Origin of the sequence: Kitasatospora sp. NBC_01266 (genome assembly GCF_036242395.1) — a bacterium.
Taxonomy (GTDB): domain Bacteria; phylum Actinomycetota; class Actinomycetes; order Streptomycetales; family Streptomycetaceae; genus Kitasatospora.
This window is the reverse complement of record NZ_CP108458.1, coordinates 8320494-8332602: the sequence shown is the minus strand read 5'-3', so window position 1 is coordinate 8332602 and position 12109 is coordinate 8320494. Positions and strand designations below refer to the sequence as shown.

Annotated in this window: 13 protein-coding genes and 1 pseudogene; 9 read left to right on the top strand and 5 right to left on the bottom strand. The window is 70.6% G+C overall.

Going from position 1 to position 12109, the window contains the following annotated elements; translation table 11 throughout:
- Window positions 1-26: 26 nt before the first annotated feature.
- Both OG403_RS35695 and OG403_RS35690 read right to left on the bottom strand, forming a co-directional pair.
- The gene (locus OG403_RS35695; RefSeq protein WP_329572746.1) at window positions 27-521 is read right to left on the bottom strand and encodes a hypothetical protein; all 495 of its coding nucleotides are present in this window, start codon (window positions 519-521) and stop codon (window positions 27-29) included.
- 115 nt (window positions 522-636) lie between these two features.
- Window positions 637-831 (bottom strand): annotated as a pseudogene (locus OG403_RS35690) (helix-turn-helix domain-containing protein); the annotation flags it as partial.
- A 7-nt stretch (window positions 832-838) separates the two neighbouring features.
- Between OG403_RS35690 and OG403_RS35685 the strand changes: the two are divergent.
- Window positions 839-1408: an alpha/beta fold hydrolase gene (locus OG403_RS35685; protein ID WP_329571871.1), complete on the top strand. Its 570-nt coding sequence runs from the start codon at window positions 839-841 to the stop codon at window positions 1406-1408.
- 142 nt (window positions 1409-1550) lie between these two features.
- On the top strand, window positions 1551-2816 hold the full coding sequence (locus OG403_RS35680; RefSeq protein WP_329571870.1) for an alpha/beta hydrolase family protein: 1266 nt from the start codon (window positions 1551-1553) through the stop codon (window positions 2814-2816).
- Between the two features lie 110 nt (window positions 2817-2926).
- On the opposite strand, the gene OG403_RS35675 is transcribed toward OG403_RS35680, so the two are convergent.
- From OG403_RS35675 to OG403_RS35665, 3 genes are all read right to left on the bottom strand, one after another.
- The gene (locus tag OG403_RS35675; RefSeq protein ID WP_329571869.1) at window positions 2927-3286 is read right to left on the bottom strand and encodes a hypothetical protein; all 360 of its coding nucleotides are present in this window, start codon (window positions 3284-3286) and stop codon (window positions 2927-2929) included.
- Window positions 3287-3381: 95 nt separating this feature from the next.
- A complete protein-coding gene (locus OG403_RS35670; protein WP_329571867.1) occupies window positions 3382-3543 on the bottom strand; it encodes a hypothetical protein in 162 nt (53 codons plus the stop codon).
- 808 nt (window positions 3544-4351) lie between these two features.
- Window positions 4352-4804 (bottom strand): GNAT family N-acetyltransferase, encoded by a 453-nt coding sequence (locus tag OG403_RS35665; RefSeq protein ID WP_329571865.1) that lies wholly within the window; start codon window positions 4802-4804, stop codon window positions 4352-4354.
- Window positions 4805-5281: 477 nt separating this feature from the next.
- On the opposite strand from OG403_RS35665, the gene OG403_RS35660 reads away from it, so the two are divergent.
- From OG403_RS35660 to OG403_RS35630, 7 genes are all read left to right on the top strand, one after another.
- Entirely contained in the window at window positions 5282-5464 is a 183-nt protein-coding gene (locus OG403_RS35660) for a hypothetical protein (RefSeq protein WP_329571863.1), read from the top strand.
- A 156-nt stretch (window positions 5465-5620) separates the two neighbouring features.
- The gene (locus OG403_RS35655; protein WP_329571860.1) at window positions 5621-5920 is read left to right on the top strand and encodes a hypothetical protein; all 300 of its coding nucleotides are present in this window, start codon (window positions 5621-5623) and stop codon (window positions 5918-5920) included.
- Between the two features lie 378 nt (window positions 5921-6298).
- Window positions 6299-6847, top strand: a complete 549-nt coding sequence (locus OG403_RS35650; protein WP_329571858.1) for a class I SAM-dependent methyltransferase — start codon at window positions 6299-6301, stop codon at window positions 6845-6847.
- Between the two features lie 361 nt (window positions 6848-7208).
- Window positions 7209-7775 carry a transposase family protein gene (locus OG403_RS35645; RefSeq protein WP_329571856.1) on the top strand — a complete coding sequence of 189 codons (567 nt, stop codon included), beginning with the start codon at window positions 7209-7211 and terminating at the stop codon, window positions 7773-7775.
- 873 nt (window positions 7776-8648) lie between these two features.
- On the top strand, window positions 8649-10181 hold the full coding sequence (locus OG403_RS35640; protein ID WP_329571855.1) for a S9 family peptidase: 1533 nt from the start codon (window positions 8649-8651) through the stop codon (window positions 10179-10181).
- 447 nt (window positions 10182-10628) lie between these two features.
- On the top strand, window positions 10629-11012 hold the full coding sequence (locus tag OG403_RS35635; protein WP_329571854.1) for a hypothetical protein: 384 nt from the start codon (window positions 10629-10631) through the stop codon (window positions 11010-11012).
- A gap of 108 nt (window positions 11013-11120) precedes the next feature.
- Entirely contained in the window at window positions 11121-12098 is a 978-nt protein-coding gene (locus OG403_RS35630) for a hypothetical protein (protein WP_329571852.1), read from the top strand.
- Window positions 12099-12109: the final 11 nt, after the last annotated feature.

Genomic DNA, 12109 nt, shown 5'->3' with positions numbered 1-12109 from the left:
TGTCAGTCAATCGCCCTGGCAGGCCGTCAGGCCATGGGTTTTCGCTCGTCCGGCTCCCCCGGTGCAGCCCTCCCCGCACGGGCCCGTGCGTGGGCCCGTGCGGGGAGCCCGAGACGGCGTGGCTCTGTGGGGGCTGCCTCACGGTGATCGCTGATGAGCACACCATCTGCTGCCCCGAGTCGGATCCGATGCCGGTGTACGAGGTAGGCCAGGGCGCCGCCGCGTCCGTAGGTGTGGTTGACGCGCATCGCCCGGGCCTGACCGGGGGCGAGGGTGGGGTGGCAGCGGCAGCGGGTCTGGGTGGAGGTCTTCTCGTCCGCGCTGATGACGTACTCGTCCTCGCCGAGCGGGACGCCCTGCCAGGTGCGGGCATACACGTCCAGCACTCGCTGGGCCTTGGCACGGAAGCCGGGATGGGTGATGAGGATCCAGGAGCGGTGTTGCCAGGGCTTGAGCGCGTCGTCCCTGAGCCAGCGGCGCACGGTCGCGGCGGAGACGGGGCCCGCGACGCCGCCCACCATTTGCCGGTCGGTCTAACTCTGGGCAGGACCAGCGCGCCAGCGGCACCCAGGTCTCGGTGAGCAGGCGACAGGCCAGCGCGTTGGCCTGGGCCACCTGCAGCGCGGTGAAGGACAGCGGCCGCCCCGACCGGTCGCGGTCGGCCAGAGCACCCAGACCGTGCTCGGCGAACCAGCCGCGCCAGCACCGGACCGTGTCCAGGTGCAGGCCGGTGGCGCGGGCGATGCGCGCGTTGGAGCGTCCGCGTGCGGCGTGCAGCACCACCTGCGCGCGTATCCGCAGCCGGTGCTCGGCCTTGTGGCCGTAGGCCATCTTCTTCATGGGAGAGGGCGATCCGCTGATCTGTCTCCCCGGAGGCCCGATGCAGGCCTCCGCCTACCTCGGTGACCTGGGCGGCCTGCCGACCGCCGCAGGGCGTTCGCTCGTGCTGCTCGACCTGCGTGGCACGGGGCAGTCCGAGACTCCGGCCGACCCGTCGAGCTACCGCGTCGACCGGCAGGTGGACGACGTCGAAACTCTCCGGACTCACCTCGGGCCGGAGCGGATCGACGTGCTGGCCCACTCCGCCTCCGGCGACCTCGCGTTGCTCCACGCCGCCTCCGGCGAGGACGGTTACAACGAGGAGGCCGCTCACGCCTACCCCGGTCCCGGCGCGTTCGACGACGCGGCCGCGGTGCGCGAGGTGCTGACCAAGCTCGACGCGCCGGTGCTGGTGCTCGCGGGCGAGCTGGCCCCGTCCCCTCGCCCGGACAAGGCTGCGGAGGTCGCGGCGCTCTTCCCGCGCGGGGAGTTCGTCGTCCAGCCGGGCGCCGCGCACATCCCGTGGCTGGACGACCCGGAGTTCTTCGTCCGGACCGTCGGCGAATTCCTGAGCCGAAGCGACGCGTAGTGGTCGGCTCCGGAAGTCCTTCGGGGGTTGACGGGAGGCTCATCAGGCGCTCGAACCTGGTGCCGTGGTAGAGCTGGCTCCAGGGCAGATACACCTGCTGGCCGGGCGGTGCGCGAACGCGGTCGTCAGTAGCGTCTGCGACATGAAATCCGTTCATTCAACAGGCAGTTCGCGCGCCGCGTTCCGTCGGCTCAGCGCCGTGACAACCCTGGCCTCCCTGGTGTTGGCCGTGAATACGGTGACGACTGGAGCCGCCTCCGCGAGCGCGGCGGCCCCCAGCGATCGCGGACAGTTGGTGTCCGCTCAGCAGGTGAGCACACTGGCCACGAAGCAGGACGTCGCTGCGGCACTGGACGCTGCCGGATTCGACGCGAGTACGGTCCGGTTCGGGGTGGACGCCTACCGGCTGGTGTACCGCACCGTGGACCCCCAGGGTCGGCCTACCACCGCCAGCGGGCTGCTGGTGCTGCCCCGTAGCCGCGAACACGAGCTGCGGACGGTCTCGTTCACTCATGGCACCGCCAGCTACCGGTCCGATGCGCCGTCGTCCATGGTCAAGGTCGGCTTCGCGTCCGCGCCCGCCATGACGTACGCGTCCGCCGGGTTCGCCGCTGTCGCCCCGGACTACCTCGGCCTCGGCGTCGGCCCGGGACTCCACCCCTGGATGGACGTGCCCTCCGAAACGACCGCTTCGATGGACATGCTGCGGGCAGCGCGCGCCTTTGTTCCGCACACTGGCCGGGCGCTGGGACACGATGTGCTGGTCACCGGGTTCTCCCAGGGAGCCTCGGCAGCGATGGCACTCGCGCGAACGCTCCAGGCCGGCGGCGATCGCTGGTTCCGGCTCGAAGCCGTCGCGCCGATCAGCGGCGCCTACGACTTCCAGAACGCCGAGCTGCCGGCGCTCCTCGACGGCTCTCTCGATGCGAAATCCAGTGTGCTTTACACGGCGTACCTTCTCGTCGCGTGGAACCGGCTGCACCAGCTGTACGACTCGCCGGGCGAGGTCTTCCAGGCGCCGTACGCCGACACGATCGAGGCACTGTTCGACGGTTCCCACACCGGTCAGCAGCTCTTCGCCGGCACGCCCAACACCCTCAGCGCGCTGCTCACCCCTCACGGCTTCGACATGCTGAGCCACCCGACCGGCCAGCTGGCGGCGGCACTGCGGGTGGCCGACGACACCTGCGCCTGGAGCCCCCGCGTCCCGGTCCGCCTGTACGCCGCCAGCGCGGACGAGCAGGCTGCCAGCGCCAACACCGACCACTGCGAGGCCGCCTTGCAAGCACACGGCGTGAACGCGCCGGTCGTCAATCTCGGCACCCCGGACTTCGCGGGCTCCCGGCACCTTGGCTCCAACGTCGCGGCCACGGCCGCCATCGTCCGCTGGTTCAGCAGCCTGCGCTGAGAGCCGACCGAATCGCGCCGGCTACTCGATCAACCGGCGCGGCCGAACGAGACACCACACAACACCCCCGAAGGACTTCCGGAGCCGACCACTGAGCAGGTCCAACGGGCCTACGTTTTCCCGGGGCCGGGACGGACGCCCTCGCTCGTACCGCACGACGGCGTACCCGAGGTGGCTCTCCACCTTCCGTCGTCCGCGCCGAGGATGAGGGAGCTGGGGGTCAGCGGCTCCAACCGGCCGCCGACGCGCTCGCCGGTTCGCGGGTCCTTCAGCGCGGGGCCGGGCCAGTAGCGCCCGGCCCGGCCGTCGGCGGGCAACAGCGCCGAGGAGTCGACCATCGCGCCGTCCGAGGGGCGGCGGCCGGCCGTCTCGACGATCGTCCAGCACGGCTGGGAGGACACCTTGGCGTAGCGGGTGCCGTCCACGCCGCGGAAGGCCGCCGGCTCCAGCAGCACGCCACCGGCAACCACCTACGGTCACCATCCGGCTGGACACCACGAGAAACTCATGAAGGTTGATCAGGCGGCGAGCTCGCGAGTAGTCCCTGACAGGCCGTGGTACTGGCTCACGCAGCCGCGTCCTGGTCCGGGAACGGCGCTTGTCCCTGAGGGCAGTTGGACTGCTGGTCCGAGGCCCGCCGTCGTGCCCGAACAATTTCCACCGACAGGGACAGGGCGGAGCCGAGGACGCCGAGAACGGCATCTACGGTGAGGAGGATCGTGTCCATGGGAGGGATCCATTCTCCGGGACCCCTCACGCGGAGGCGCGGGCCCGGATTCGACGTTCCGCGTCGACGGCCCCCCGGGATGTTCCCTCACTTCCCATGATGACGATGGCGGCCGGATTGCGCCAGACCCCGCCAGCACGTCTGGATACACAGTTCGGTCGTCTCGGCTACCCACCAGGTCCAAATGACTGCGGGTAAACCGTCGTCGGAGCCGTCAGCGGCCCTGGCTCTGAAGGGAATTGAGCCCATCAAGGCTTCCTTCTGCTCGTGCTGACGGGTGATCACCATGCTTTTGCTGCGCGACATCTGGGGCTGCCGTGTCCGCCGGTGGAATGGCAGGTCCATCCACTACACCCCGGCCGCAGGACCGAGGCGACCACACCCCCCGCTGGCCCGCCCTCCCTCACCACGCCAGGCCATCCGCTGGATCACGGCCCACCCCGACCACCTGCGCGAGGACAGCCAGCAGCAGCTCAAGGCACTGCTCGCCCGCTCTCCCGAACTCACAGCCGCTGCCGCTGCCGCTGCCGGCCACGTTCGGCCTTCGCGGCCATCATGACCAACCGCGAGGGAGACCAACTGCGGCACCGGATCGCAGATGTCTGCGCGGACGAGCAGTGTGGCCTGGCCGGCTTCGCCGGCGGGTTGACCACCGACTTGGACGCCGTCGCCTACGGCATGAGCACCGACTGGTCGTCCGGCCCGGTCGAGGGCTGCGTCAACGGTCTCAGGGCCCTCAAGCGCAGCATGTTCGGCCGAGCGAAGCCGCCCCTGCTCCGGAAGCGACTCCTGCTGATGACGACAGCCCCTAGCCCGGCGGTCGCTTCAGGAGCTGTCGCGACGACTCGAAGCCCAGCCGTTCGTACACTGGCACAGCCGTGCGACCGGAGTGGACCGTCACGCGAAGGGATCCGAGGCGTGTCGCATGCTCCGAAGCAGCCTCCACGAGCGCCGAGCCGATCCCCTGGCCTCGCTGCTCCGGCATGACGAAGACGCTCTGGATGTCTGCGGACAGCCGACTTGTCGCTCCAGGTCTCGGCACGCGAGGGACGAGTGCGACCCAGGCCATGCCGACGATCTCCGGCTGGAGGAGTCGAGCCACGAACGCTACGTGCGAGTCCTGGCGGGTCGCCCACCACTGCGCGAGCTGCGCTGCAAAATCGTCGACAGACCGCTCTGCCGGGTCCTCATGATGGGTATCCAGCCACAACAGTCGGGCCAAGTCTGCAACGTCGTCCGGATTCGCCTGACTGATCCTCACGACGTGAGTCTAGCCACGGCATGGAGTCGACAGTCGGCCAGGAGCCCTCCTCAGCAGCAGGTCTTGATCGAGTTCACGAAATCCGTGCCTGCACCATCGAACCGGCCCCTCTTTTCTGGTCCGAGCCGGCCCCACCCTGGGTCTGTTGCGGCGAATGTTCCGGCTTGAGCTGGCCCTGGCTCCCGGGCCGATTTGGCCCCGGTTCCAGCGCCCGCTGGCTGCTGCCGGCGCCCGTGGACGGTCGCAGGAGAGAATGCTGCGCGTGACGACTTGAAGAGCACCGGCCGGGCGTCAGCGCTGGGTCAAGGTCTCGTCCTGGGACGCGGTCCAGGACGGAGACCGACGAGTCTGTGCTGCTGGCGGGACGCTGGACTGGGCAACGGGCCCTGCTCTCCGATCGCCCGACGGCCTGCGCAGGGAGGCGCGGCGCCGAGCGGGCGGAGCCGGGCGCGAAGGGCTCCCGCGCCGTACGCGGGAGTGCTGCCGCCGGGCCTGCCCGAGGACGTGGCCGACCTGGCGGCGTGGGTGGGTCAGCTGGCGCGCTACGCGGCACCGCAGGATCTGGCCGAGGTGCTGGCCGGCGCCGAAGCCGCCGCGCTGACCAGGTTCCCTGAGGCCGAGGTGCTCGCGGTGCTGCGCCGCGTGCTATCGGGCGGTTAGCCGTGTCCGGCCGGCGCCTGCGGGCGGCGCAGGGCCCCTTGCGGCCCGAGCAATGTGGCAGCCAGAATAAACACGCCTCACGCTGCATCAACTCACGTGCCACATGGCCTCGCGCTTCGCACCCCATGAAGCCGCTCCCTCCCGAAGGGTCACACCATGACTGTGCTCAGCCGCGTGCTTGGAACCACCCTTGCCACTGGCGCCATCCTGCTGACCGCAGGCGTCCTGCCCGCCAGTGCCGCTCAGCCGACCGTCTCCGGGCAGACCCGGTACACCGCCATCGGTTACGGCGCGACCTCACCGGAGGCGGTCAGCGCCGCGGAGGCGTTCGGCTTCTCCGAGGGCGAGGACGCGGGGTACACGGCCGCCCAGTGCCAGTTGACCTCCCCCGCGTACGCCAGCCGGATCAGCCCGTTCGCCTGGGAGTCAACCGTGGTGATCACGTGCAACGCGTGAACACTGATCGCCAACGGCGGTGACCGGTAGGCCGGCCACCCCGGCCGACCGGTTCCTGACCTTCCGAGGCCCCGGCGGCGGCGGAGCCTCGTCGTAGTGCCATCGCCGGGGCGTGCGATGCAGTCCGTCAGGTGCCGTTAGGAACGGGCCGGCGCGGGAGCGCGCGGATCCGCCCCGGGGGCTGGGCCAGGCCGCCGCGAACGAGATCGAGTGCTCGCGCCCGGAGCGGCCCATCCCGATGCTGTCGTACTTCGCGGCGAGGATCGCCAGGCGCCGGTCGACCGGTGGCGTTGACGACCAAGTGTCCGCTGTCACCCAATCCAGCCCCTCGACACTGAACCCGGCCCGAGGCCGCTCTGGGTGGGTGGAACGGGGCGGGTGCGATTCTCCGTTGACCAGTTCCGCGGTCAACGGGACCATGCCGGGCTGGACTTCACTGATGACGATGTCGCGGAGCTGTACGATCTGACGAACCCCTGGGACGCCGACCGATGGCCGAGTGACCGGTTCTACAACGGCCTTGTGATAGCCGCCGGTTCAACACTGGACGTCGGCTGCGGTACTGGGCAGATGCTGCACGAGGCCCGAGTCCGCGGCCACGTCGGCCATCTTGCGGGCCTCGATCCCGACGCGGCGGCCCTTGGACGGGCGCGGCGGCGCGCCGATATCGAGTGGGTCGAGGGGACGACCGCCGACATTGCCTGGCATCGAGAGTTCGACTTGGCCACGATGACCGGCCACGCCTTCCAGTGCCTGCTGTCCGACCAGGAGGTCCAGGTCTCCCTCGCCGCGATCCGCGGCGCCTTGCGGAACGGCGGTCACTTTGCCTTCGAGACACGGCACCCGCAGGCTCGGGCCTGGGAGCAGTGGGCCGTGGGAGACTCCGGAGACATCGCTTTCTCCGACGGACGCGCCGTTCACACCTGAGGCCGCCGCGCGGTGCTGCTACTTCTCGCCGACATTTCACCTGCTCCAGGCTCCTCCTGATGCCGAAACCCGCCGACAAAAGCTGCCAGGGAGCGGTTCTGGCAGAGATCTTGGGAGCGGTCGCGGAGCGTCACCTTGGTGTTCGATTGTGAGGGGCTGTGTCGCGTGAGACCGCGTACGCCCGGCTGCCCGGCAGCCGAAGGTGACGCCCCATCAACTCCCTGATGGACCCCTGCCATCGTCGGCCGTGGGCGGTGATCGTGTCGGTCATGCAGACCAACGCATCGTCCTGGGACTCACTCGTGTTCGACGGGATCGACGACGTGGAGGTCGAGGCGGTGGCGCGGGGCCGGGTGGCCGGGTGGCCGGCGAGGAGTGTCCGGACTGTGGCCGCTTCTCGGACCGGGTGCACGACCGCTATCTCCGCAGGCCGAAGGATCTTCCGCTCGCTGAGCAGGGCTTCGTGATTCGGTTGGTGGTCCGGCGTTTCATCTGTGGGACGGCGGACTGTCCGCGTCGGACGTTTGCTGAGCGGTTCTCGCGACTGTCTGCCCCGTACGCACGGTTCACCACTCGGCTCAACCATGCCCTGGAGCGGGTGGGGCTCGCGCTGGCCGGTCGGGCCGGCGCCCGGCTGGCAGCCCAGCTGGGCTTCGGCGCGGGAAGGATGACCTTGCTGCGCAGGGTCATGGCATTGCCCGATCCCGCGTTCAGCACGCCGCGTGTGCTGGGCGTGGACGATTTGGCGATCCGTCGCGGCCAGACCTACTCCACCGTCTTGACCAGCGTCGAAGACCATCGTGTGGTCGATGTGCTCCCGACGCGTGGGGCCGGGCCGCTGGCTGCGTGGCTGGTCCGTCACCCAGGCGTGGAGATCTACGGCCGCGCTGGATTCGAACTACTCCGCAAGATGATCCTTCTCCAGTAACACTTTGCGACGTTCCCCAGGAGCTGCGCGAGAACCGGACAGTAGGAAGAAGAACCCCTGCTGCGGCTGGCATATCGCCAGTGCATGCAAGTGCCCAGCCGTGGCAGGATGGCCTCATGTTGATCCGAAAGGGCGATGCCGCGTAGGCGTCCCAAGGTCGTCCGTGCAGAGCGGTGGCGGCCACGATGGCGGTATCCGGTTCTGAGGGTCCCCGGTGTCTCCGCGCGGACTCGTGCAGCGATCCGCCGGGTCGAAGACCAGGAGATGTGGCCCAACGCGGTCGCCAAGGCACTCTCGTGTTTCGAGTGGGCTTTTCAGGAGCCCGGACGCTACCTGGACGCCTCCGCGTTTGAATCGCCCGGGGTGTGAGATGCCCGTGATGACCTCGAGTGGGCGATGCTGTACCTTCCGCCCGGAGCCAAACGGGACTTGGGCCGCTTGATCACGCGTATCGATGAGGAATTCGGGCGCCGCACCTTGCCGGAGCCCAACTACAACGAGTGGGCGACGACCCGCTGGTGGTGGACCAGAACGCGTGAACGCTGACGGTCCCCGAGGTCGCCGCCCCCTGTAATCGAACGAACCTGTCATCCTCTGCGACCGCTCCCCAAAATCTGTGCCAGAACCCACAACTCACGTATAAAGCCAGGACTCCGAGAACGAGGACGACGAGTTCGGCCTGGAGATCGCCACGGCAACGGGAGCACACGACACCCTCGCCCTTGCGGAGCACCGGACTGGAGCCGTTCATGGCCGCTGGGTCAATCAGCAAGGCCGCAGCGGTTCAGATCCTCGGCGGACACGGCTTGAACCTCCTTCAAGGGGAGTTCCTACCGTGCCCGTAAGCGAACCAAGGCGTACGAGGAGACGATCATGACGGCATTCGTGCTGGTGCCCGGCCCCTGGACCGGCGACTGGATCTGGCGGCAGGTGACCACCCGGCTGCGGGAGTCGGGGGCCCAGGTGTTCCCGGTGACGCTCACAGAGCTGCCGGACCAGCCGGACGGGCCGGACGACCTCGACCTGCAGACGCAGATCGCCGCCCTGCTGCGGCTGATCGACCAGGTGCCCTCCCCAAAGGTGGTGCTCGTCGGACACGGGCACGGCATGCATCCCGTGCTGGGCGCCGCCGAACGGCGCCCGGAGCGGATCGCCCGGATCGTCCACCTGGACGCGGGCCTGCCCCAGGACGGCGATTCGGTGCTGGACCTGGTGCCCGACCCGGCGGTCCGGGACCTGCTGCTGCGGCGGGCCACGGCGACCGGGGACGGCCGGCGGATCCCCCCGCCGCCGGCCGAGGAGTGGCCGCTCTGGGGCAGCCTGGCCGGTGTCCCCGAGGAGGCGCTGGACCGGTTGGTCCGGCTCGCCACACCGCAGCCGCTGGGCACGCTCACCCAACCGCTCCGACTCTCCGGGGTGGCCGCCGAGTTGCCGGCCACCGGCATCCTGTGCACGGCCAACGGAGCGAGCATCGCCATGGTCGAGACCGTGGTGGCCATGGGGGATCCGCGCTTCCAGGTCCTCACCGAGCCTCGGGTGCGCTTCCTCGAACTCGCCACCGGGCACTGGCCGATGCTCTCCACCCCCGACGAACTGGCCACGGCGCTGCTCCGCGCCGCCGCGGGCGAGGGCCACCGGATCACCGCGCGGGCGGGCGAACAGCCCGCCCCAGCCCGGCAGTTCCTGCTGGACGTGCCGGAGTGCCGTCGCGAGCGGGTGGGGCGGGTCGACCTCCATCTGCCGGATGCGGCGGGCCCGGTAGGCCGAGTCGGCCGAGCCTATCCAGCCGTGGTCTTCGTCCATGGCGGCCCGGTCCCCCGCGACGCGCCGTCCACGCCACGCGACAGCCAGACCTTTCTCGGCTATGCCCGGTACGCGGCAAGCCTGGGTGCGATCGGCGTGACGGTGGATCACCGACTTCACGGGCTGGGCGACTTCGAGCAGTCCGCCGAGGACATCGCCGAGGCGGTCGAACTCGTGCGGGCCGATCCACGGGTCGACGAGGAACGCGTCGCGCTCTGGTTCTTCTCCGGCGGCGGGTTGCTGTCGGCGGACTGGCTCGCCGCACCGCCGGCCTGGTTGCGCTGTGTGGCGGCCAGCTACCCCGTGCTCGCACCGCTGCCGAACTGGGGGCTCGCCGAGTCCCGGTTCCGCCCCGCGGCCTCGATCGGCGGCGCGAGCGCGAGTCGACTGCCCGTCGTGCTGACCCGGGTGGAATTGGAGAACGCCCAGATCGCGGCCACGGTCGAGGAGTTCCTCACCGCCGCCACGATCTGCTGTGCCGACGTCGAGGTGGTCGACGTGCCGCTCGCCCACCACGGCTTCGAGACGATCGATCACACCGAGCAGGCGCGCCACGCCGTGCGCCAGGCGTTCCGGTCCGTGCTGGGGCACCTGCGCGGCTGACCCGCCCAGCGGTGCGGGCGCGCCGGAGCAGCCGTTTCGAAAAACGCTGCCCCGGAGCATCCCAGAGATCCGGCCGACCAGGGCGCCCGCACCGTTCGAGGAACGCGGAATCAGCCAACCACCCGGTGCTGGTGGCCGAGTTCGCGTCGGCGCCCGGCAGTGCAACCGCCGAAGCCCGAGCCCTGCGGTCGGCCGTCGGAAGTGCGCCACGGTTGGCCGAAAAGCTTCGCTGAGGTAGTAAATATGCCAACGGCATTGTCATACGGCACGCTGCACTCAGTAACCTTCCGTGGCAGCTGAGCGACACGTCGTGGCGGTCGGCCCCATGCGGCGCGGCCGACCCCGTCCAACTCGGCCTACCCATGCGGCTCGGCCGCCGTCCATGAGCCGGACGGCGGTCGCCGAGCCGTGAACTCCCGCGACTTCTACCATCCCGAAGGAGCCCAGGTGCCGGGGATCGAGGACTGCCTGTCGGCGGCGATGCGAATCGCCGGCGCGCGCGGCGCGGGCCTGCTCGACTGGGGCAGCGGTCTGGCCCTGGGCACGGCGGGAGACAGCCCGGCCGATGACCACGAGGCGACCGCCGCCGAGGCCACCGACCTGGTCAGACTGGCCGCCGAGAGCCTCAGCTTCGCCGAACCCAGCGATCCACGACTGCCGTTGCAGGACCTGATCCTCACCACCGAGCGCAGCTACCACCTGTTCCGGCTGATCGGCACGGTCTTCGACAGCAGACTGCTGCTGCACCTGTGGCTCGACCGCGAGGTGGCCAATCTGGCAGGTGCCCGGCTGCGCCTGCAGGCGCTCGCGGAGGAGCTGGTGCTCGGCTGACCCGCCGCCTGCCACCCGAGCCGCGCGCCCGGGCAGCCGCACCACCGGGCGGTCGGGCGGCGCCAGACGCAGCCGCCGATTCTTCCCCCACGCACGGGAGCTGAGGATGTGAGCACACCACAAGCACGCCACTGGCAGCCACCCGGCCCGGCCATCGAGCAACTGGCCGACGGGCGGGCCACCGGGGCCCTGCACACCGAGACCGGCACCCTCTACCTGGACCACGGCGCCGTCGTCCACGCGGACAGCCCGCACTCCCTCGACCTCGGCACCCTGCTGACCCGCTGCGGCCGGGTCGCGCCGAACTGCTGGCGGCACGCCCTGGACCGGTTCGCCGAGCACTGCCTGGTGGGCCACATGCTCGTCGCCCAGGGCTCGCTCACCCAGGGCGAGTTGGAGGTGTGCCACCTCGCGGCCCTGCACGACGCCGCGTACTTCGCCCTCGGTCCGCGCTCGCTGACCACCCGCTTCGAACCCGGAGTGCGGCACTGGCTGGGCCCGGTCAACGAGGTGGACCCGAGACTGCTGCGGCGCGAGGCGGTGCGCCGCCGGGACCGGCTGGAGCGGATCTGGCCCTGGCCCCAGGTGGACACCGCCCCCGTCCGCCGCGCCGGAGCTGCGCACCGTGCCCTCGCCCCCAGCCCGCGACGGCGCGAGCTGCTCGGCCTCGCCGACGGCCGCCGCACGCCCGCCCAACTGGCCCGGCTGCTGGGGCGTTCCACCTACGCCACGATCGTCGAGGTCCGACAGCTGGCGGCAGCCGGCCTGATCGCGACGCCGACCGCCGAGCCGGTCGCACCACCACCCGCGCCAGCCGCATCGCCCGGACCAAGCGCACCGGCCACACCGACTGCACCGGCCGCGCTGCGCGCACCGGCCCCACCGCCCCTACTGGCCGCACCAGTTGAAGCTCCGGTACCGGCCGCGCTGCTCGTACCGCTCCCCCGCGACGCGCCGGTCCGCCGGGTCCCGGGCGCCACCCTGCGGCACGCCACCGCGCGAACCCCGCCGCCGCGCTCCGCACCCACCGAACCGGACATCGCCCTGCTGATCCGCGTCCGCACCGCACTGGAGGCCCGACCATGACCCTCGCCCCG

Coding starts and splice junctions, on each gene's coding strand:
- OG403_RS35640 (WP_329571855.1), top strand. CDS start 8,649: ATGACGGCATTCGTGCTGGTGCCCGGCCCCTGGACCGGCGACTGGATC.
- OG403_RS35670 (WP_329571867.1), bottom strand. CDS start 3,543: ATGGACACGATCCTCCTCACCGTAGATGCCGTTCTCGGCGTCCTCGGC.
- OG403_RS35695 (WP_329572746.1), bottom strand. CDS start 521: ATGGTGGGCGGCGTCGCGGGCCCCGTCTCCGCCGCGACCGTGCGCCGC.
- OG403_RS35685 (WP_329571871.1), top strand. CDS start 839: ATGGGAGAGGGCGATCCGCTGATCTGTCTCCCCGGAGGCCCGATGCAG.
- OG403_RS35680 (WP_329571870.1), top strand. CDS start 1,551: ATGAAATCCGTTCATTCAACAGGCAGTTCGCGCGCCGCGTTCCGTCGG.
- OG403_RS35655 (WP_329571860.1), top strand. CDS start 5,621: ATGACTGTGCTCAGCCGCGTGCTTGGAACCACCCTTGCCACTGGCGCC.